Here is a 20,286-nt window from a genome sequence, read left to right on the forward strand (position 1 = left end):
GAAAGGGCCCCGACCGGGAATCCGGTCGGGGCCCTTCGCGTCGTGCTTTTCAGGCGGCCGCCAGCCGCTCCAGGTCCTCCACGACCCGTGCCGGGCTCGGCATCCCGGCCATGTCGTCGCGCAGCTCACGGGCGCCCTTCGCGAACCGTTCCTCGTCCAGCACCTCCTGTACGGCGGCCCGGACGCGAGCCGGGTCGTTCTGCGGCTCCGCCTCGCCGAGCACCCGGGCCGCGCCGGCCGCCGCGAGCAGTTCGGCCGACGCGAACTGGTCGACCAGCTGCGGCAGGACGACCTGCGGCAGCCCGAAGTGGCAGCCCGTCATGGTGGTGTTGGCGCCGCCGTGGTGGATCAGCGCGTCGCAGTCGCGGAGGAACAGGTTGAGGGGCACGGGCTCCACCACCCGTACGTTGTCGGGGAGTTGACCGAAGCCCTCGTGGTACTCGGGAGCTGCGGTGACGACCGCCTGCACGTCCGTCAGCCCCTCGAACGACTCGATGATCGTGCGGAACAACCCCGTGCCGTTGAGCACCAGCGTCTGGTTGCCCAGGCACACCGCCACCCGGCGCACCCCCTTCGGCGCCGGCTCGCGCAGCCACTCGGGCACCGTGCCCACGCCGTTGTAGGGGACGTATCCGATGGGCGCGCCCGGGGGCGCCGTCGGGTGGCGCAGGGCGGGCGGGCACGGGTCGAGGAGCAGGTCGGGGTCGGGCAGGCCGTCGAGGCCGAGGCGGGCGCAGGTGCCGTACAGGAAGTTGCGGGCGGAGGCGCGGGAGGGGCCGCTGAGCGGGTCGACGCCCCAGCGGACCTGCACGGACGGCACCCCGAGGACCGCCGCGACGATCTGGCCCGAGAGCTCCAGCTGTTCGGAGACGACGAGGTCGGGGCGCCAGTCGCGGGCGAACTCCAGGTAGGGGCCGAGCAGGTAGCGGGCGTGGGTCTCCCACAGTTTCGTGGTGCCCGCCATCTTCTCCGGCGGGGTCGGGCCCATCAGCTCCAACGGCCTTACACCGGCCGGGAGATGGCGTCGCAGGACGTCCAGGCCGTGGAAGCGGTCGCCGATGTCGACGGCCGCGAGGCCGGCCGCGCGAGCCGCGTCGGTGACGTCAGGCTGCGCTGCGACCGTCACCTCGTGGCCCGCCCCCTTCAGCGCCCACGCCAGGGGCACCAACGGAGTGAAGTGGGTGGGGAACGGGGTGCTCAGCATCAGTACGCGCATCGGTTCCTGCCTCCTCGGCAGCTCGGTTGATCTCGTTGACGTTGACGTCGCCCATCAGCAGCGCGGTGATCAGGGCGAGCAGCAGCAGGCCGGCGGCGGTCAGCAGGACCGTGCCGGTGGCGTGCGCGAAGGCGTCCATCACCAGCTGCCGGCGGGCCGGCGGGAGCCCGGCGAGCCGGGCCGCGGCCGCGTCGGGATCCGTCACGCCCGACGCCCTGGCCGCCGAGGCGAACCGTGCGCTGAGGACCGCGCCGAGCACGGTGCCGCCGATGGTGGTGCCCAGCATGGTGGCGAATCGCGAGGTCGTGGTGACCACACCGAGCTGCTCGGGGGCGGCCGCCGACTGGGTCATGAACAGGGCGATCTGCGTGACCCCGCCGAGGCCCGCGCCGAGCAGCACCAGCAGCCCGTCGAGCTGCCACAGCGGGGCGTCGGCCACGGTCACGGCGAGCCCGGCGGTCGCGGCGACCGCGGTGGCCGTGGTGACGAGCAGCACCGGCTTGCACCGGCCGGTGCGGGTGATCCAGCGGCCCCAGCCGAAGAAGACCACGACCACGCCGACGGCGAGCGGGATCAGATGCAGGCCGACCGCGTCCAGGCCCACGCCCCGCACGATGTTCAGGTAGTTGATGAGGAACACCGGCAGCGACAGCAGCGCGAACCCGCCCACGAACTGCAGGATCGCCGCCGGCCGGAACACCCGGTCCTTGAACAGGGTGAGCGGCATCAGCGGATCGGTCGCCTTCAGCTGCCGTACGGCGAAGAAGACGAACATCATCACGCCGCCGTAGAAGTACGGCACCACAGGACCCGAGAACGAATGCGTCTCCCCGTACGTCTTCACACCGAGCAGCAGCGCACAGGTCGCGGAGGCGATGAGGACCGAGCCGAAGAGGTCGACCGGCTGCCGGGTGCCCTTCACCGGGAGCCGCAGCGCCCAGGTGACGCCGGCCAGGGCGAGCCCGGCGAGCGGCACGTTGAGCAGGAAGATCCACCGCCAGGACAGTTCCTGGCTGAGCGGGCCGCCGATCATGGGTCCCGCGACGATGCCCGCCGCGATGAGCGCACCGCCCGCGTTGGAGCGCCCGGCGCGGGACTTGGGCGGGTACAGCGTGGCGATCACGATCAGCGTCATGCTCATCAGACCGCCGCCGCCCAGGCCCTGCACGGCCCGGAACAGGATCAGCTGGGTGAGGGACTGCGCGGTCGCGCACAGCGCCGAGCCCGCGAGGAACGTGGCGAGCGCGGTGAGGTAGATCCGGCGGGGCCCGAAACTGTCGCTGAGCCTGCCGTACAGGGGCTGCGCGGCCGTCGCGGCGAGCATGTACGCCGTGATCAGCCACGGGAAGCGGTCGATGCCGTGCGCCGGGTCGAGGTCGCGCACGATCGGCAGCACGGCCGAGGAGACGATCGACCCGTCGAGCAGGGCCAGCGTCATGGTCGCCATCGCGCACACGATGAAGACGAGGACCTGGATGTCGGTCATGCCGTGGGGGTTGGGCTTCTTCTCCTCGGTGTTCTCCTTGGCGCCTGCCGGGACGGGTGTCTGCGCGGTCATGCCGACACCGCCCGTCGCGTCGTCAACTGCTCCAGTTGCACGGCGACTTCGGCCGGAGACGGCATGCGGGCGATCTCCGCCCGCACGGCGTCCGCGTCCGCCCGGCGGGCGGGATCGTCGAGCAGCGCCCGTACGGCCTTCGCCAGCTGCCCCGGGTCGTTCTGGAGTTCCGCCGAGTCCAGCGCCAGTCCGGCCCCCGCGTCCGCGATCCGGTCGCCCGCGACGAAGGCGTCGCCGAGCTGCGGGAGCACCAGCTGCGGGATGCCGAGCGCCGCGGCGCCCAGCGTGGAGTTGGCGCCACCGTGGTGGATCACCAGATCGCTGCCGGTGAACAGCAGCCCGGGCGCGGTCAGTTCGGTGTACGACATGCCCTCGGGCAGGGCGCCGATCGCCTCGCGGTGCCGGGGCGGCGCGGACACGACCGCCTCGACGCCGCCGATCCCGGACAGGACGTCCACGATCCGCCGCAGCAGACCCGTGCCGTCCAGGTCGAGGGTGTGCCCGCCGAGCGCGACGGCCACCCGTCGGCCGGGCGGGGCGCGGTACGTCCACGGCGTTCCCGGCTCGGTGTGCGGGACCGGGCGGATGGGGCGGGCGGCCGGCGCCTCCCGGTCGGCGAGGGACGGCGGCGCGGGGTCGAGCAGCAGGTCGGGCACCGGCACGGAGTCCAGGCCGAGCCGCTCGCACACCGGGCCCTGGTAGAGGCGTACGAAATTGAGCATGGCCGGGGCGGTCGGGTGGACACCCCAGCGGTGCTGCACGTTCGGGATGCCGAGGACCGCGCCGATGATCGAGCCCGCGAACTCCATGTGCTCGGAGAGCACCAGCTCGGCCCCCCACTCGCGGGCCAGCTCCAGATAGTCGGGCAGGAAGTACGGCACGTGGTTGCGCCACACCTGGGCGACGCCGCCGATCTGCTGGCGGTCCGGGCGCCCGAACACCTCGATGGGCCGCAGGCCCGCGGGGCGTCGGCCGCCGCGCAGGTCCTCGGAGTGGAAGGCCTCGCCGAAGGTGACCGCTGGCAGTCCGGCCGCCTCGGCGACCCGGGTGACGTCCGGCTGGCCGGTCACCAGGATCTCGTGCCCGGCGTCGGTCAGGGCCCGGATCAGGGGCAGCAGCGGCAGGAAGTGGGTGTCGACGGGGGTGCTGATGACTAGGACGCGCATCGCAGGTTCTCCAGGTCGCGGACGACGGCGGCGGGGCTCGGCATGGCGGCGACGGAGCGCGCCAGTTCGGCGGCGCCCTTCCGGTGGCGTTCGTCGCCGAGCAGGGTGTTCAGGGCGTCGGCGACGGTCGCCGGGTCGTTCTGTTCGGCGGCGGTGCCGAGCGAGACGGCGGCGTCGGTGGCGGCGAGCAGGTCGCCGCCCGCGAACTGGTCGGCCAGCTGCGGCAGTACGAGCTGCGGCACGCCGGCCCCGGTAGCCGTCATCAGGGTGTTGGCGCCGCCGTGGTGCACGATGGCCGCGCAGGTGTCCAGGAACCCGCTCAGCGGCACCGGGGCGATCAGCCGCACATTGGCCGGGGTCGGACTCAGCGCCTCCAGGTACTCGTCCTGGACCGTGAACACGCCTTCCAGATGCGGGAGTTCGGCGAAGGCCTCGATGACCGTGCGGAACAGCGGCAGGCCGCCGAGGGCGATCGTCTGCCGGCCCATGGACACCACGACCCTCGGTTTGTCCCCGGGCTTGCGCAGCCACGGGGGGACCGGTCCGGTGCCGTTGAACGGGACGTGGCGGATCGGGGTCGCCTTCGGGGTCCCCGGGTAGAGCAGCTCCGGGGGCGCGGGGTCGAGCACCACGTCCGGCAGCGGCAGCCCGCCCTCGATTCCGTTGCGGTCGCAGGTGCCCTGCAGGAAGTCGACCGCGGTCTCCCGCATCAGCGGGCTGAGCGGGTCGACGCCCCAGCGGTGCGAGACCACGGGGATCTTCAGGACCCCGCCGACCAGCAGCGCCGCGTAGTCCATCTGCTCCGAGACCACCAGGTCGGGCCGGAACTGCCGGGCCACCTCCAGATAGCGCGGGAACAGGTAACGGGCGTGCAGCACCCACACCTTGGAGCCGATGGCGATCATCTTCGGCGTGGTCGGACCGGCCACCTCGATGGGGCGCCTGTCCGGCGGCAGCGGTGGGCTCAGCAGGTCCTTGGCGTTGAACGCGCGCCCCACGGTGACGGTGCTCAGGCCGGCCGACCGGGCCGCCGGAACGATGTCCGGCTGGCCCGCGACCAGCACCTCGTGCCCGGCCCCGCGCAGCGCCCAGGCCAGCGGGACCATCGTGGTGAAGTGGGTGGACTCGGGGGTGGACAGGATCAGTACGCGCATGAGAGGTCCTCGGGGTGGGCGGGGACGGCGGCGGTGGCCGGGCCGCGCCGTACCGCTTCGGTGAAGGCGGTCACGACGGCGTCCGCGACCTCGGCGGGCAGCCGGTCGGTACGGACCGTGGCGGTGACCCGGGCGCCCGTGCCGTCCGGGCGGATGTCGAGCTCCAGCTCGGTGGACATGACGGGACTGTCGACGCGGAGCAACTCGGCCTCGCACAGAGGCAGTTCGAGCAGCGGGTCCGGGTCGTCCTGCATCAGGAAGGTGGGCATCGAGGGCAGCGCCTCGCTGCCGCCGGACCACACGAGGATGTGGTCGAGGGCCGCGCCGCCGATCTCCTGGGCGGCGAGCGAGGCGTCGGCGCTCACGACGGCACGGCGCAGCGGGTCGGCGTCCGCGTCCCCCTCCGCGCCCGGCGGCCGGAAGCGGAGGTAGATCAGGTCGACGCGGCAGGTGATCGCCGTGGCGAGTACGCCGCTGCCCCGGCGGGCCACCGGAACCTTGACCGTGATGTCGTCCTGGTCGCTCAACTCGCCCAGTACGACGCCGAACTGGGCCGCGAGCAGGGCGAAGCGTGTGGTGCCGAGGGCCCGTGCCCGGGCGTCCCAGTGGGCCAGCCGGTCCTGGGAAAGGAGCTGCGAGCGGGCGTACTTGGGGCCCGCGGACAGTGCGCTGCCGGTCCGGCCGGGCAGCCGCAGCGGCTCCGGCTCGTCCAACAGGTCCTCCCAGAAGGCCCGTTGGGCAGCGAGGTCGACCCGGGACAGGCCGCGTCGGTGGTCGGCGGCGACCTCCGCCAGGGTGGCGGCGGGGGAGGGGAAGCGGGGCACGCGGTCCTTGGCGCGGGCCGTGTACGCGTACGACAGGTCCGCGGCGAGCACCGTCTCCGACGCGCCGTCGAAGGCGGTGTGGTGGACGACCAGGCCGAAGAGCGTGCGCCCGGTGTCCCGGCTGCGCAGCGCGGCGCACCGCCACATCCGGCCCTCGCCCACGGCGAGCGGGGTGAAGGCCGCCGCCAGCCACTGCCCGACCGCCGCCGACTCGTCGTCCGCGTCCGGCAGATGGAGGAACTCCGCCGGCAGCGGCCGGTCCGGCAGCACGGCCAGCGCGGTCTGCTCGCGCAGGACATACCGGGCGTGCAGGGCCTGGTGGCGCAACTGGACGTCACCGACGGCCAGTTCGAGCGCGGCCCGGTCCACCGGGCCCGACAGCCACCAGGTCAGCCGGCACAGTCCGCTGAGTCCGGTGCTGTCGTGGGCGGCCGCCCACAGGAAGCCGGCCTGCTGCGGCGGCAGGACGACTTCGGCGGAGTCGGTCTCGGGCGAGGGGGGCTCGGCGGCGCCGGGCGTGGTGGCGTCCAGCCAGTCGGCCAGCCCCCGCACCGTCGGCGTCCGGAAGATCTGCGAGAGCTGCACGGCCGCGCCCAGCGCCTCGTCCAGGTGCTGGCACAGCCGGGCGGCCTCCAGCGAGCTGCCGCCGAGCTCGAAGAACGACGCGTCCGGCGGTACAGGGCCGGCGTCGAGCACGGTCCGGAAAGCCTCGGCGACCACTCCCGCCGTGCCCTCGAGCACGGGCGTGTCCTCGGCCGGCGGCGCGTCGGAGTGCGTCCGTTCCGGCCTGGCGCGCGCCGCGAGTTCCCGTCGGTCCAGCTTGCCGTTGGCCAGCAGCGGAAAGCGGTCCAGGCGGTGCACGTGGCGGGGGACCAGGTACTCCGGGAGCAGCGAGGTCAGCCGTTCGCGGAGCTCCTCGGGCCCGACGCCCGTCTCGTCGACCCGTGTGTAGAACAGGGCGAGCCCGTGGTACGAGCCGTCCGGCTTGGGCAGCGGGACGACCGCCGCGCCGGTCACCGTGGCCACCCGCTCCACGGTCCGCTCCACCTCGGCGGGCTCGATCCGATGCCCCCGGATCTTGATCTGCCGGTCGCCGCGGCCGGTGTAATGCAGGACGCCCTCGGCGGTGCGGTGGCCCAAGTCGCCCGTACGGTAGAGGCGTTGGCTTGAGACGGTCACGAAGACCGACTCCGTCAGGTCCGGGTTGCCGAGGTAGCCGCGGGCCAACCCGGGGCCGCCCAGGCAGAGTTCGCCCGTCTCGCCGGGGGCGCAGACCCGGTCGCCGTCGAGGACCAGGATCTCGGTGTGGGCGAGTGCGCGGCCCAGCGGGATCCCCGCCGGGTCGTCGCAGTCCTCGGGGCGGATGTCGTGCGCGGTGACGATCGCGCCGCACTCGACGGGGCCGTACACATTGAGCAGCCGGATGGAGGGATGCTCGGCGAGGAAGCGGCGGATGCGGGTGGGGGCGGCGCGTTCGCCGCCGACGGCCAGCCACTTCATGCCGGCGAAGGCGCCCACGTCGGTGGTGACCAGCATGTTGAAGAGCTGGGTCGTCATGAACGCCGCGTTCACGCCGTCCTCGGCGACCAGCGCGCGCAGGGTGCGCGGCACGAGCACCGGCTCGTCGAGCAGCACCGTAGTGCCGCCGGTGAGCAGCATGCTCCAGCAGTCCAGGGTGAAGCCGTCCCAGGTCGGCGGCGCGGTCTGCGGCATCACGGTGCCGGGGCCGAGCTCGGCGAAGGTCTCCGCGTCGAAGAGACGTACGGCGTTCTCGTGGGTGGAGACCACACCCTTCGGGGTGCCGCTGGTGCCCGAGGTGAAGAACACCGCGCACGGGTCGCCGCCGGTCACCGTCACCGGCGTCGGACGCAGCCCGCGCGCGGCGGTGACCGTCAGGTCCTCGGCGGGCGGCGCCCACGCGGGCACCGACCAGGGGCCCGCCTGCGCGGTGACCAGCAGCGGCGCGTCGAGCTGACCGATCTGCGTCTCCAGACGATCGAGGGGCCAGCGGGTGTCCAGGACCGAGTAGGCGGCCCCGCACTTGAACAGCGCGACCAGCACCGCGATCAGCCGGGTGCCGCGCTCCATCAGCACCGGCACGAGGTCGCCCGGCCGTACCCCCTGCTCCTGCAGGAGGGCCGCCAACGTGTCGGAGGCCGCGTCCAGTTCGCGGTACGAGACCCGGACCGGGCCGTGGACCAGGGCGGTTGCCTCCGGGAAGCGGCGGGCCGCGTCCTGGAAGAGGGCGTGCATGGTCTCGCCCCGCGCGAAGCGGGGTGCCTCGCTCTGCGCGGCGGGCGCAAGGAGTTCTACGGTCATCGTCTTCCTGCCTCCGCGGGGGTGGGAACGTCGGTGTGACCGGCTCTCGCGCACTCTTCGAGAAAGCCCACGAGCCGGTCGGGCGTGGGCATCGCGTCGATCTCCTCCCGCAGCTCCCGGGAGCGCCGGCGGTAGGAGGGGCGGGCCAGCAGGTCCTGTACGGCCGCGCCGACCGCGCCCTCGGCGGCGTCGGCGGGCAGCGCGGTGCCGGCGCCGGAGGCGCGCACCAGGTGGGCCCAGTGCTCCTGGAAGGCGTTCTGTGGGAGCAGTAGCTGGGGCAGGCCGTGGGTGACGGCGATCAGGCCGCTGCCGACCCCGCCGTGGTGTACCAGCGCGTCGCAGTGCGCGAGCAGTACGTCGAGCGGGAAGGACTCCACTGCCCGTACGCCGTCGGGGAGTTGGGGCAGGTTTTCGGCCTGGGCGGCGGTGACCGCGAGGACCACGTCGGCGCCCAGCTCGCGCAGGCTCGCCACGACGTGGTCGCGGACCTCGTCGAGGGCCGTGGTGGTGACCCCGCCGGTGACGCACACCAGCGGGCGGTTGCCGTCGCGCCCGGTGCGCAGCCAGGCCGGCAGGGCGGCCGGTCCCGCGAAGGGGACGTATCGCATGTCGGCCCTGCGCACCCCGTGCGGCGGGCGCAGGCCCGGCGGACACGGGTCGATCCACACCGACGGGCCGACCACCGGGTCGAGGCCGAACCGCTCGAAGAGCCGTGCGTACGACGGCCTGAGCTCGGCCTCGCTCTCGCAGTGCACGCCGAGCGAGACGCCCCAGGTGTGGCCGACGGCCGGGACCTTGAGGGCGGCGGCGGCCACCGGGCCGGCCGCGGCGGCGGTGTCGTGGACGACGACGTCCGGTCGCCAGAAGCGGGCGAAGCCGACCAGGTCGTCGGTGAGGGTGTCGGCGACCGCGATCATCTTCTCGACGAGGGCCTCGGCGACATCGGCGTCCAGGGCGCCCGTCGCGGCTCCGGCGGCCTGCAACCGGCCCGGCCCGAGCGGCAGTTGGCGGGCCGCCACGGCACCGGCCGCGTTCTCGTCCCCGACGGGTACGGCGACCAGGCCGGCCCGGGTGACCGGCGCCACGCACTGCGGACGCACCGCCACCCGCACCTCGTGCCCCGCGAGCCGGGCGGCCCAGGCCAGCGGGATGATCCAGGGGATGTGGGCCGGGCCGTGGCCCACGAACAACACGCGCATCCAGATGCCTCACTCCGTCGCGTCCGGTCAGTGGCAGGGAAAGGGTGGGGTGGGCCACTCGAATGCGGCTCGCGTTGCGGGGGAACGCCGACGTGCCCGCAAGGGGTTTCAAACCCCTTGCGGGCACGGTGAGTTGAGGATTGTCAGGCGCGTCGGCCGCCCCTGCGGTAGGCGAACGCGGCGAAGCCCGCCAGGAGCGCCGTCCAGGCCGCGAGCACACCCACCCCGGCAAGGGTGGGCGCCGCGCTGTCGGCGGCGTTCCAGGACAGCTGGGCGTACCGGAAGACCGGGGTGGCCCTCGACAACTCCTGCGCCCAGGAAGGGAAGTTGTCGATCGGCAGGAGCAGCCCGCCGAGCAGGGTCAGCGACAGGTAGGCCACGGTGCCGGCGATCTGCGCGAGCTGGGCCTTGAAGAGGTAGCCGATGCCGATGCCGAGCATCGCGAGCGGGGCGATGCCCACCCACAGCAGGAAGAACACCGCGAGCCAGGTGCCGAGCCCCAGGTGGACGCCCCGGTAGAAGACGCCGATCAGCGAGATCACGGTGATCGGCAGGATCGCCAGGCAGGTGGCGACCGCACCGCGGGCCACCACCACCTGCACCGGGGACAGCGGGGTGAGCCGCAGTTGGCGCAGCCAGCCGAGCGCCCGGTCCTCGGCGATCCCGGTGCCGTTGGTGATCACCACGCCGAGCGCGCCGAAGGCCGCCGCGCCGACCATGGACTGGGCCAGGGACTTCTGGTCGGGGCCGCCGCCCGCGAAGGTCACGTACATGCCGACCGGCATGACGAGGCTCATCATCAGGTAGCCGCCGTTGCGGACGAGCCGCAGGATCTCGAGACGGATGTATCCGAGCATCAGGTGGTCCGTCCTTCCGGGGCGGTCTCGCGGTGGCGCGTGCGGTGGGTCAGCGCGATGAAGGCCTCCTCCAGGCCGACGCCCGACACCTCCAGATCGGTGAAGGCGTCCGCGCGCGCCAGGGCGTGCACGGTGCTGTCGGAGTCGCTGGTGCGCAGGTGCACCCGGCCGCCGTGGAACTCCACCGAGCCGACACCGGGCAGGAGTTCGTAGCCGTCCTGCCGGTTGTCGCGCGGCACGAAGCTGACCGTGCGGCCCTCGACCATGGACTTGATCTGCGAGGTCGTGCCGTCGGCCACCACCTGACCGGCGGCGATCACCACGACCCGGTCGGCGCTGTCGTCGGCCTCTTCGAGGTAGTGGGTGGAGAACAGCACCGTGTTGCCGCGCTGGGCGTAGCGCTGCATCGCGGCCCACAGTTCGCGCCGCGACTCCACGTCGAGGGCGGCCGTGGGCTCGTCGAGGACCACCAGATCAGGGTCGCCGGCCAGGGCCAGCGCGAACCGCACCCGCTGCGCCTGGCCGCCGGAGAGACGGTCCACCTTCCGGTCGGCGATCTTGGTGAGTTCGGCGAGCTCCAGGACCTCCTGCAGCGGCAGCGGCTTGCGGTAGGTCTGCCGAACGAAGTCGACCAGCTCGCGCACCGACACCCGGGGAATCATCTTCCCCTCCTGCAGCATGGCGCCCAAGTGCCCGGCGCGCATGGCGAGTTCGGGCTTCTTGCCGAATACCTCGATGGTGCCCTCGTCCGGCGGGAACAGGCCGAGGAGCATGTTGATGGTGGTGGACTTGCCGGCACCGTTGGGGCCGAGCAGCGCGACGGTCTCGCCGCGCCGGATCGTCAGATCGATCCCGTCGACGGCGCGGACGCTGCCGTACTCCTTGACGACGCCCTTGAAGACGACCGCGGGCGGCCCCTGCTGTTCTGCCATGGGGGGTGGCACCTGTTCCCTTTCCTGTACGTGCTGTGTGAGCGGACGCATGTCAGATCAGCCCCTCCAAGGTGCGGACCAGTTCGGCGGGGCCGGGGAGGCCCGCCATCTCCGCGCCGACCGCACGCGCGGCCTTGCGGTAGTGCTCTTCGGTGAGCAGCCCGGCCAGGGCCCGGCGGACCTCGCCGGCGTCGTGCTGCTCCTGTTCGGTGGCGAGGTTGCGTCCGGCGCCGGACTCCTCGACGAGCCGTCCCGTGGTCTGCAGGAACGGCTTGTCGCCGGGGATCACCAGTTGCGGTACGCCGGAGGCGAAGGACGTCATGCTGGTGCCGCTGCCGCCGTGGTGGACGGTGAACGCGGTGTGCCGCATCAGCGGGCCGATCGGGAAGCGGTCCACCACCTGCACCGTGTCCGGTACATCGCCGAGCAGCGGGTGGTACTGGGCGTCGATCGGGAACAGCACGTCCACGCCCAGCTCGGCGCAGCCGGACAGCACATGCCCGAAGCCCGGCGGGAGTTCACCGGTCTCGGCCAGGACCCGCCCGTGCCACATGCCGAGGCAGAGCAGGGCCCGGGGCCGCTGGGGCCGCCGCACGGCCCAGTCGGGCAGCTCGGCGGTGCCGCAGTAGGGGACGTAACGGGTCAGCAGGCCCGGGGTGTTGTCCCCGCCGGGCAGCAGGGAGGCGGGGCTCGGGTCGACGATCAGGGCCGGGTCCGGGAAGCCGTCGGCCCCGAACTCGGCGCACATCTCGTGGAGTTGGACCTTCGCCTTGCGCAGCAGCGGGCTGGTGAAGTCGTCGGGACCCCAGCGGTGCACGACCCCGGGCACGTCGAGCGCTGCGGCCGCGATCAGCCCGCCGAACTCCACCGGGTCGGTCACCACCAGGTCGGCCGCCCAGTCCCGGCCGAGGGCGACGAGTTCGTCGACGTAGCCTCCCAGCCGGGTCCGCCAGCGCTCGCCGGCCTCATCCCACTCGGCGTCCGCGCGCCGGTCCATCCCGGCCCGGTCGGGCATCCGCACGGCCCCGGGCCGCGTCAGCCGCTGCCGCACCTCGCCGCCGCCGACCGGCCGCGTGTCGAGCCCGGCCGCCGCCGCGAACTTCACGAGCTCACCGTCCCCGGCGACCAGCACCTCGTGCCCCGCGGCCCGCAACGCCCAGGTCAACGGCACGATCGGCACCAGGTGACTCGGCACCAGCGCCGTGATCAGTACGCGCACGGTTCCTCCTCGGTGGGGATGGCCTGGACTCCGGAGACGGTCGTCGCCGCCACCAGCTCCTCCAGGTCGGTGACCAGTTGTTCCACCGGCGGGCAGGCGAGGATCTCCCGCTGTACCGCGGCCGCCCTGCGCCGGTGGGCGGGGTCGGTGAGGAGGGCGGTGATCGCCTTGCTCACCGCCTGGGTGTCCGCGAGCGGGCCGGGGAGGTCGACGGCGCTGCCGAGGGCGGCGCAGCGGGCCGCCGAGTGGGGCTGGTCGTCGTACATGGCAGTGATGAGCATCGGTGTGCCCGAGCGCAGTCCCTCGCGGACCGAGCTGTGGCCGCCGTGGGTGACGAAGACGTCGGCCACCTCCAGGAGCACGTCCTGGGGGATCCACTCGGTGACCAGGCGGACATGGTCCGGTACCGGGCCGAAGGCCTCCGGGTCGCGGCCCACGCCGATCGACACGACGGCCGTGCAGTCGATGCCGGACAGGGCCTCGATCACCGCGCCGAGCACGGCGTCCGACTTCCAGGGCAGCGACGGCGCGATGGTGCCGATCGACGTGTAGACGACCGGCTTGTCCTCGGGCAGGTCGGCGAGCCACGGCAGGACCGGGTCGTCGGTGCGGAACGGGGCGGTCTGGCGGTAGTGGCGCAGGGTGCGCGCGTCGAGGCCGGTGCCGGTCCAGCTCGCCGGCAGCCAGCTCACCAGCAGATGGCGGTAGGCGGTGTTGTCGTCCGGGTCGGCGGGCAGGCCGAGTTCGGCGCGCAGGGCGTTCAGCGGGCCGTGCGTGACGGACGGCGGCAGCAGATGGGTGGAGCCGCCGGCCACCGCGACATGCGGGATGCCGAGCGCCTCCGCGGCGAGGTAGCCGCCCATCTCCTCGCCCTCGCGGACGATCAGGTCCGGCCGCCACTCGCGCCCGACGGCGATGATGTCGCGGGCCGCCCGCAGCGCCGGCGCGCCCAGGATGCAGTCGACGAGGCCGTCCTCGTACGCCTCCTGGTCGCCGCTGAACAGTCCGGGCGCGATCGCGGCGACGCAGTCGGGGTCGAGGGCCCAGTCGAAGCCGGCGGGGAAGAAGTCGAGGCCGTAGCTCTCGCTCTCGCCGCGCATCGACTCGTCGTCGGCGACGGCCACGGTGTGCCCGGCCCGGACAGCCGCCTGGGCCAGGGGGATCAGCAGCCGCAGATGCGACTTGCCCGCATGGGCGGTGAACAGGATGCGCACGGCGGAACTCCGAGGAATCGGTGGGGGGTTGCGGGTTCGGGCGGCAGGCGGAGTCCGCCCGCTCTCCGGTCGTGCACCACAGCGTGCAGACACCGTCTCGGACAGCGCTCGCGGTCCACTCGCGCACCACTCGAGGCCCGCTCGATCCCGCCCCCCGCCGCCTGCTCCGCCGGTTCCCCTCCCGGACTCCAGTGCGGTTCGAGAGACGCCGTCGACCTTGGGCGCATGCCGAAACGTCCGAGTGCCGACCCGGAGGAGTAGCTGGATGCGCTGGAGAGATGTCTATGTCGCCGGACTCGGCAGCTGGCTGCCCGACCCGGTCCCGGTCGCCGAGTGCGTCGCGGCCGGGGAGTGCGGCCAGGAGTGGATCGACGACTTCGGGTACGAGTCCGTCCGCATCGCCCGCGACAACACCGGGGCCTCAGACGGGAGTTGGACGGCCCCGCCGGACATGGCCGTCGCCGCCGGCCGCACCGCACACGAGCGCTCCCGGCTGCAGAAGTCCGCGTACTCCCTGCTGCTGCACGGCAGCACCTGGTTCCAGGGCCTGGACATCTGGCCGGCCGCCTCCTACGTGGCCAAGCGCACCGTGGGCACCGCCGTGCCGGGCCTCGACGTGCAGCAGCGCTGCAACATCGGCATCAGCGGCCTCGAACTGGCCGCCGCCCATCTCACGGCAGGCCTCGGCACCGGCAGCGCGGTCATGCTCACCACCGCCGACCGCTTCGGCGGCCCCGGCGCGAACCGCTGGCAGCTGCGGCACGGCAACGCCTACGCCGACGGCGCCACCGCCACCGTCCTCTCCACCGAGGGCGGCTTCGCCCGCCTCGTGGCCACCGCGACCGTCGCCGACAACTCCCTCGAACCGATGGCCCGCGGCGACGAGGAGTTCGCTCCCGTCTCGCGCGCCGCCGAACGGCAGATCGACCTCACCGCCCGCGGCGACGCCCATCGCGCCGTCAGTGACGAGACCTTCACCAACATCCGCTTCGGCAAGGTCATGCAGGAGGCCAAGCAGGCCGTCCTGGACGACGCCGGGATCGAGACCGACGACCTCGCGTACGTCGTCATCCCGTCCACCGGACGGATCCAGGGGCCCTTCCAGATCCACCACCTGCTCGGCGTCGACGAGGAACGCACCACCTGGGAGTTCGCCCGCCGCAGCGGCCACATCGGCGCCGGCGACTGGGCCGCCGGCCTCGAACACCTGCTGCTCACGGGCGCGTTGAACCCCGGCGACCACGTGATGCTCTACGGCGGCGGCGCGGGCTACACCATCACCACCGCCGTCCTGGAGATCCTCGCCGTCCCCGACTGGGCCGCCCCGTCGCGCCCGTGAACCACCCATCCACCCCAAGGAGTTGGCACACCCCATGGAGATCGTCGGCAGGGGATTCCTGGCCGGGCACCTGGCGGGCATCAGCGACCACCACCCCGACGTGGTGGCGCTCGCCGCCGGTGTCTCGGCCGCCGGTGACATCCCGCCCGAGCAGTACACGAGGGAGTCGGCCCGGCTCTACGAGACGCTGCGGTACTGCGAACGGCACGGCAAGCGGCTGGTGTTCTTCTCCACCGCGTCCGCCGGAATGTACTCCGTGCCCGACGCCTCACCCGGCCGCGAGGACGGGCCGGTCTATCCGGCCACTCCCTACGGCCGGCACAAACTCTCCCTCGAAGCGGTCGTCAAGTCCTCCGACGTGGAGTACCTGATCCTGCGCCTGTCCCACGTGGTCGGCTTCCACCAGCCGCCGCACCAGCTGCTGCCCGCCCTCGTACGGCAGTTGACGAGCGGTCACCTCCAGGTGCACCGCGGCGCCCAGCGCGACCTCATCGACGTCGAGGACGTCGTCAAGATCGTCCACACCCTGCTGGTCGACGGCCGTACCCGCGACGTCGTCAACGTCGCCTCCGGCCACGCTCCGCGCATCGAGGACGTCGTCGCGCACATGGAGGGCCTGCTCGGCACCGACGCCGAGAAGACCTACGTCCAGGCCTCCGGCGCCCAGCCCGTCTCCATCGCCAAGCTCTGCCGGCTCGTACCGACCGTGTACGGGCTCGGCTTCGGCCCCGACTACTACCGGGCCGTGCTCGACAAGTACGTGCACGCCTACGTGCAGCAGCCCGTCTGACGCTCCGTCAACCAGCTTCTCAGCTCCATCGATTCGCTCGATCCGCTGTCGATGCACACACCGAAAGGCACAGACACATGACCGACAACGCACCTGTCGTGGCCGTCGCCCACTTCGTGCTCAAGGACAAGCACAAGGCGAAGGGCGCCGAGTTCGAGAAGGCCTACCAGACCTACAAGGAGGCCGTCTCCCAGCGTGACGGTCTGCTGCGCACCGCCCTGCTGCGCGGCATCTCCGCGCCCGACTCCTTCGTCATCCTCACCTGGTGGCGGGACGCCGAGACGCACCGCACGGTCGTCGGCGACTGGCAGTTCTTCACCGCCGTCAGCAGCCGTTTCGTCTACCTCGCCGGCATCACGAGCGTGCACGGCCCGGTCTCGGCCGGCGAGAGCGGCGCGGACGGCGTGGGCCAGGGCGGGGCGCCGGCGGCCGACGCCGCGGTCGCGCTGACCACGTTCACCCTGCGCGAGGGCGCCGACCAGGAGGCCTTCGAGTCGGCCTTCCTCGGCCACGTCTCCTTCGTGAAGGGCAACGAGGGCTTCCTGACCCACCAGCTGGTCCACTCCGACCGTGAGTCCGGCTCCTACGTCAACATCGGCTGGTGGAGCGGGCCGCAGGCGTACGCGCCGGTCCTGAAGAGCCCCGAGATGGCCGCCGACGCCCGGCGCATGGCCGAGCACGCGGAGGTCCAGGGCGGCCTGTACAGCGTGGTCGTCGACACGGCCCGCGCCGAGGCGCTGGCCGCCTGAGACGCACGAAGGGGGCCGGGTCCCGACGGACCCGGCCCCCTTTCGTGTGCCCGGCTGCAACTGCCCCGGCTACAGGGCGAACAGCTCCTCCGCGACCCGGATCGACGGGTTGCCGTACGCGATGGTGCGCAGGATCTTCCGGTAGAGCGGGGTGCGCTGGACGACCGCGGCGAGCCGGGGCCGCACCTTGGTGGCGAACACGCCCGTCGAGAGCATCGCCTTGCTCTGGATGCCCTGCAGCCGCATCATCGCCGCGATGTCGGGCGCCCGCAGCTCCTCGAAGCGGGACAGGACGCCGGCCCCGGTGTCCCCGCCGCGCACCGCCTCGACCAGGACCGGGTGCAGCACCACGGCGTCCTGCACGGCCAGGTTGATGCCCTGCGCGCCGATCGGGCTGTGGGTGTGCGCCGCGTCCCCGATCAGCACCAGGCCGTCCACCGCCCAGCGTTCGGCCCGCCCGGAGAACACGTCGAGCAGGCTGAGGTCCCGCATCGAGGTGATCTGTTCGTCGATGAGAGCGGCGTACGCCGGGACGGCCTTGGCGAGCTGTGCCTTGATGTGTCCGAGGCCGCCGCGGGCGACCTCCTGGTACCCCTTGTGCGGCAGCGTCCAGCCCACCTGCACGTTGTCCGGCCACGACCCGTACACTAGGACCGGGCTGCTGCCCGCGTCCCGGAAGACCCGCACGTCGTGGCCGCCCGGGCGCTGCTCGCCGCGCAGCTTGAACCACAGCACGTCCTGGTCGAACGCCTCGCTGCGGCCCGCCTCGATCCCGGCCAGTCGCCGCACCTTGGAGAACCGCCCGTCGGCGCCGACCACGACCTTCGCGTGGAAGGCGTACCCGTCGCTGCTCACCCCCCGCACGCGCTCCTCCTCGTCGCGGATCAGCCCGCCGACCCGGCAGCCGTCCACGTAGCGGAAACCGGTGAACCGGGCGCAGTGCAGCAGGAGTTCGGTCAGCAGGTGGGACTGGGGGATGGACAGGAGGTGGTTGTACGGGGCGGGCAGCGAGCGGTAGTCGATGTCGAGCAGCAGCCGGTCCTGCTCCATCAGCTGGAACCGGGAGTGCTCGTGGCAGCCGCGCGCCCGAGCCTTCTCCAGCACGCCCAACTCGTCCAGGATCTTCATCGCGCCGGGCTGCAGGATCTCGCCGCGGAACTCCCGCTGGTGCGAGCGCGAACGCTCCACCACGCTCACCGACAGCCCCGACCTGAGCAGCAGCAGCGCCAGGGTGAGCCCCGCGGGCCCGGCCCCGACGATGCAGACGTCCGCCTCGACCTCCTCGATGTCCTCGGCCCCGCTCATCGCACACCCGCCACGGCCAGCGCGTCCCGAACCCCGGCCTGGGCGAGCCGGCGTACCCGCTCGTGCTCGTGCGTCGCCACGGCCAGCACATCGGCCGTCACCCGCACCCCGCCGGCCTCCTCGCCCAGCCGCCACCGCCGCCGGTACAGGTCCGCGGGCCCGGGCGGGGACAGCAGTTTCTGTACGAGGACGTGGTCGCCGTGTGCGATCTGCACCGTCGGCCCCTCGGACGTCTCACCGAACCAGGCGTCGCCGTCCCCGGCGGGCAGCGCGGCCAGCAGCCGGGCGCGCAGCCCGGCGAGCGAGCCGCCGCTCACCAGCACCTCCGACTTGGCGCGGATCACATCCGTGGTGAGCGAAGTGGCGCTCTCCGTCTGCGACTTGAGCGTACGCATCTGCAGTGCACCGTGCCGGTCCAGCTCCCGGGCCGTCTCGTCCGGGTCGGCGTCGGTGGTGAACCAGTGCCCGGACTCCACCCGGCAGCCGCCGTCGGGCCGGGGCACGAAGTCCCAGGTCCCGCCGAGCTGTTCGATCGGGCCGACCGAACCGCGCTGCTCGAACTCCATGCGCAGTGCCACCGGGTCCAGGGTGCGCTTCGACGTCCAGACCCGCAGGCCGCTGCCGTCGGGGCGCACCGCCCAGAACTTCACCTCGTCGTCCGCGCCCTCGCGGGCCAGCACCTCGGTGTGCGCGATCCAGGGGTAGAGCACCGGCCAGCCCGCGACACCGGTCAGCGCCCGGTGGACGGCCTCGGCCGGTGCGTCGATGTCGACGGTGGCGCGGGTGCGGTGGACCTGCCGTTCGCGGCCGGCGACCACAGTCTCTACAGCCATGACGGGACCTCTCAACTCACGGTCTTGGTAAGGGATTTGGCGCGCAGCATCCGGCTGAGGGTGAGCGCGGGGTCGCGGACCACGACCGGGGCGAGGGCCGCGTCGACGCGGTGCAGCAGCTCCGGGTCGAGGGCCGTGTCCAGGGCCGCGAGGTTGCGGCCGATCTGTTCGGGCGCGGACGCCCCGATGACGGCGGTGGCGACGGACTCGCCGCGCAGCACCCAGGCGAGGGCCAGTTGGGGAAGCGTGAGACCGGCCGCCTCGGCGAGTTCGCGGGCTCGGGAGACCGCGGTCAGCACCTGGTCCGACATGAAGTCGAACCGCCGGATGGAGACGTCGCCGCCCCGTGCGGCCACCGCGCGTGAACCGGCCGGCGGCGGCTGCCCCGGCCGGTACTTGCCGGTCAGGACACCACCGGCCAGCGGCGACCACACCATCTGCCCGATGCCGAGCGCGGTGCACGCGGGCACCACCTCGGCCTCGACGACCCGCCACAGCAGCGAGTACTGCGGCTGGTTGGCGACCAGCGGCACCCCCAGCTCGCGGGCGAGTGCGGCCGCGCGCCCGATCTCGTCGGCGGCCCACTCGGACACGCCGACGTGGCGGACCTTGCCCGCGCGCACGGCGTCGGCGAAGGCCCGCATGGTGTCCTCCAGCGGGGTCGAGTCGTCGTAGAGATGGGCCTGGTACAGGTCGATGTGCCCGGTGCCGAGCCGCCGCAGCGACGCGTCCAGGCCGGCGGCGATCCGGCCGGGGGAGAGCGCGCCGGGTCCGGGCCCGCCGCCCCGGCCCACCTTGGTGCAGACGACGACGGAGTCCCGGTCCACGCCGCGCAGCGCACGGCCCAGCAGCTCCTCCGCCCGGCCGTCCGCGTAGGCGTCGGCGGTGTCGAAGGTGGTGATGCCCGCGTCCAGCGCGGCGCGCACGCAGGCCAGGGCGTTCGGATCGGCGAGCTGGTTGCCCGCGGTCAGCGAGTTCCCGAACGCGATCCGGCTGACCACCGGCCCGTCCGCGCCGAGTCGGCGGTACTGCATACGGTCCTCCTGTTCAGGCCCCGGCCGGGGCGAGCTCGGCGCGGTTGCCTGCGATCGGGCGGGCGGGCACGGCGCGCTCCACGAAGGCGGCGCGGGCCGCGGCAGCCTGGTCGGCGGACCGCCAGCGGGTCAGGGCGGTGAAGCCGCCGGGGCGGGCGAACAGCGACTTGGCGACGTCGGCGGAGACGAAACCGTCGGCCTCGGCGTAACCGCGGTAGGCGCCCGGGTCGTTGTCGGCGAAGTACTCGACGGCCAGGTGGTCGCCCTCGCCGGCGGGTGCGCCGTCCAGCCGCAGCACGCCCATCGACGGGTCGGCGACCACGTCGACGATGCGGTGGAACTCCTCGGCGTGCTCCTTGAACGTGTCGCTCGCGAGCACCGCCTGGAAGTCCTCGGGCCGCTCCCACCAACCGAAGTTGACGTACACCTCGGGCTGTTCGGTGGCGCGCACCGCCTGGTGGGCGACGAACCCGGGACGGCTCCGCATCCACTCCACGTGGGTCAGGAAGCGCTCCTCGAAGTCCTCGGCGTCGGCCGGGTTCTTGAGCGTGAAGGTGTTGATGACGGTGAAGCTCATG

17 protein-coding genes are annotated in these 20,286 nt (G+C 73.0%); 3 read left to right on the forward strand and 14 right to left on the reverse strand.

Annotated elements, in window-relative coordinates; all coding sequences use genetic code 11:
* Positions 1-49: 49 nt before the first annotated feature.
* The 10 genes from OG303_RS32505 to OG303_RS32550 form a co-directional block, all read right to left on the reverse strand.
* A complete protein-coding gene (locus OG303_RS32505; RefSeq protein WP_405872874.1) occupies positions 50-1,216 on the reverse strand; it encodes a nucleotide disphospho-sugar-binding domain-containing protein in 1,167 nt (388 codons plus the stop codon).
* On the reverse strand, positions 1,104-2,774 hold the full coding sequence (locus OG303_RS32510) for an MFS transporter (RefSeq protein WP_405872875.1): 1,671 nt from the start codon (positions 2,772-2,774) through the stop codon (positions 1,104-1,106). The genes OG303_RS32505 and OG303_RS32510 overlap by 113 nt, the downstream gene beginning before the upstream one ends.
* The gene (locus tag OG303_RS32515) at positions 2,771-3,940 is read right to left on the reverse strand and encodes a nucleotide disphospho-sugar-binding domain-containing protein (RefSeq protein WP_405872877.1); all 1,170 of its coding nucleotides are present in this window, start codon (positions 3,938-3,940) and stop codon (positions 2,771-2,773) included. Before OG303_RS32515 ends, OG303_RS32510 begins: the two co-directional genes overlap by 4 nt.
* On the reverse strand, positions 3,928-5,094 hold the full coding sequence (locus OG303_RS32520; protein WP_405872881.1) for a nucleotide disphospho-sugar-binding domain-containing protein: 1,167 nt from the start codon (positions 5,092-5,094) through the stop codon (positions 3,928-3,930). The genes OG303_RS32515 and OG303_RS32520 overlap by 13 nt, the downstream gene beginning before the upstream one ends.
* Positions 5,082-8,237, reverse strand: coding sequence for an amino acid adenylation domain-containing protein (locus tag OG303_RS32525; protein ID WP_405872882.1), 3,156 nt, complete (start codon positions 8,235-8,237; stop codon positions 5,082-5,084). The genes OG303_RS32520 and OG303_RS32525 overlap by 13 nt, the downstream gene beginning before the upstream one ends.
* Positions 8,234-9,436 (reverse strand): nucleotide disphospho-sugar-binding domain-containing protein, encoded by a 1,203-nt coding sequence (locus OG303_RS32530; protein WP_405872884.1) that lies wholly within the window; start codon positions 9,434-9,436, stop codon positions 8,234-8,236. Before OG303_RS32530 ends, OG303_RS32525 begins: the two co-directional genes overlap by 4 nt.
* A 143-nt stretch (positions 9,437-9,579) precedes the next feature.
* The gene (locus OG303_RS32535) at positions 9,580-10,293 is read right to left on the reverse strand and encodes an ABC transporter permease (protein ID WP_405872885.1); all 714 of its coding nucleotides are present in this window, start codon (positions 10,291-10,293) and stop codon (positions 9,580-9,582) included.
* Positions 10,293-11,225 (reverse strand): ABC transporter ATP-binding protein, encoded by a 933-nt coding sequence (locus OG303_RS32540; protein ID WP_405872886.1) that lies wholly within the window; start codon positions 11,223-11,225, stop codon positions 10,293-10,295. Before OG303_RS32540 ends, OG303_RS32535 begins: the two co-directional genes overlap by 1 nt.
* Positions 11,226-11,277: 52 nt before the next feature.
* A complete protein-coding gene (locus tag OG303_RS32545; RefSeq protein ID WP_405872887.1) occupies positions 11,278-12,444 on the reverse strand; it encodes a nucleotide disphospho-sugar-binding domain-containing protein in 1,167 nt (388 codons plus the stop codon).
* A complete protein-coding gene (locus OG303_RS32550; protein WP_405872888.1) occupies positions 12,432-13,658 on the reverse strand; it encodes a glycosyltransferase in 1,227 nt (408 codons plus the stop codon). The genes OG303_RS32545 and OG303_RS32550 overlap by 13 nt, the downstream gene beginning before the upstream one ends.
* A 265-nt stretch (positions 13,659-13,923) precedes the next feature.
* Between OG303_RS32550 and OG303_RS32555 the strand changes: the two genes are divergently transcribed.
* The 3 genes from OG303_RS32555 to OG303_RS32565 all read left to right on the forward strand — a co-directional run bounded on the left by OG303_RS32555 (position 13,924) and on the right by OG303_RS32565 (position 16,536).
* Complete coding sequence (locus tag OG303_RS32555; RefSeq protein ID WP_405872889.1) at positions 13,924-14,997, forward strand: ketoacyl-ACP synthase III family protein; 1,074 nt, start codon at positions 13,924-13,926, stop codon at positions 14,995-14,997.
* A 34-nt stretch (positions 14,998-15,031) separates the two neighbouring features.
* On the forward strand, positions 15,032-15,787 hold the full coding sequence (locus tag OG303_RS32560; protein ID WP_405872890.1) for an NAD-dependent epimerase/dehydratase family protein: 756 nt from the start codon (positions 15,032-15,034) through the stop codon (positions 15,785-15,787).
* A 77-nt stretch (positions 15,788-15,864) separates the two neighbouring features.
* On the forward strand, positions 15,865-16,536 hold the full coding sequence (locus OG303_RS32565; protein WP_405872891.1) for an antibiotic biosynthesis monooxygenase: 672 nt from the start codon (positions 15,865-15,867) through the stop codon (positions 16,534-16,536).
* Positions 16,537-16,605: 69 nt separating this feature from the next.
* Here OG303_RS32565 and OG303_RS32570 read toward each other — a convergent pair whose 3' ends face one another.
* Genes OG303_RS32570 through OG303_RS32585 form a run of 4 tightly spaced genes read right to left on the reverse strand, consistent with a single transcriptional unit; the run spans position 16,606 to position 20,285 of the window.
* Entirely contained in the window at positions 16,606-17,841 is a 1,236-nt protein-coding gene (locus tag OG303_RS32570; protein ID WP_405872892.1) for an FAD-dependent monooxygenase, read from the reverse strand.
* The gene (locus OG303_RS32575) at positions 17,838-18,674 is read right to left on the reverse strand and encodes an SRPBCC family protein (protein WP_405872893.1); all 837 of its coding nucleotides are present in this window, start codon (positions 18,672-18,674) and stop codon (positions 17,838-17,840) included. The genes OG303_RS32570 and OG303_RS32575 overlap by 4 nt, the downstream gene beginning before the upstream one ends.
* Positions 18,675-18,685: 11 nt before the next feature.
* A complete protein-coding gene (locus OG303_RS32580) occupies positions 18,686-19,708 on the reverse strand; it encodes an aldo/keto reductase (protein WP_405872895.1) in 1,023 nt (340 codons plus the stop codon).
* A gap of 13 nt (positions 19,709-19,721) precedes the next feature.
* The gene (locus OG303_RS32585; protein ID WP_405872896.1) at positions 19,722-20,285 is read right to left on the reverse strand and encodes an antibiotic biosynthesis monooxygenase family protein; all 564 of its coding nucleotides are present in this window, start codon (positions 20,283-20,285) and stop codon (positions 19,722-19,724) included.
* Position 20,286: the final 1 nt, after the last annotated feature.

The sequence above is a fragment of the Streptomyces sp. NBC_00005 genome, from assembly GCF_045160215.1.
Lineage (GTDB): Bacteria > Actinomycetota > Actinomycetes > Streptomycetales > Streptomycetaceae > Streptomyces.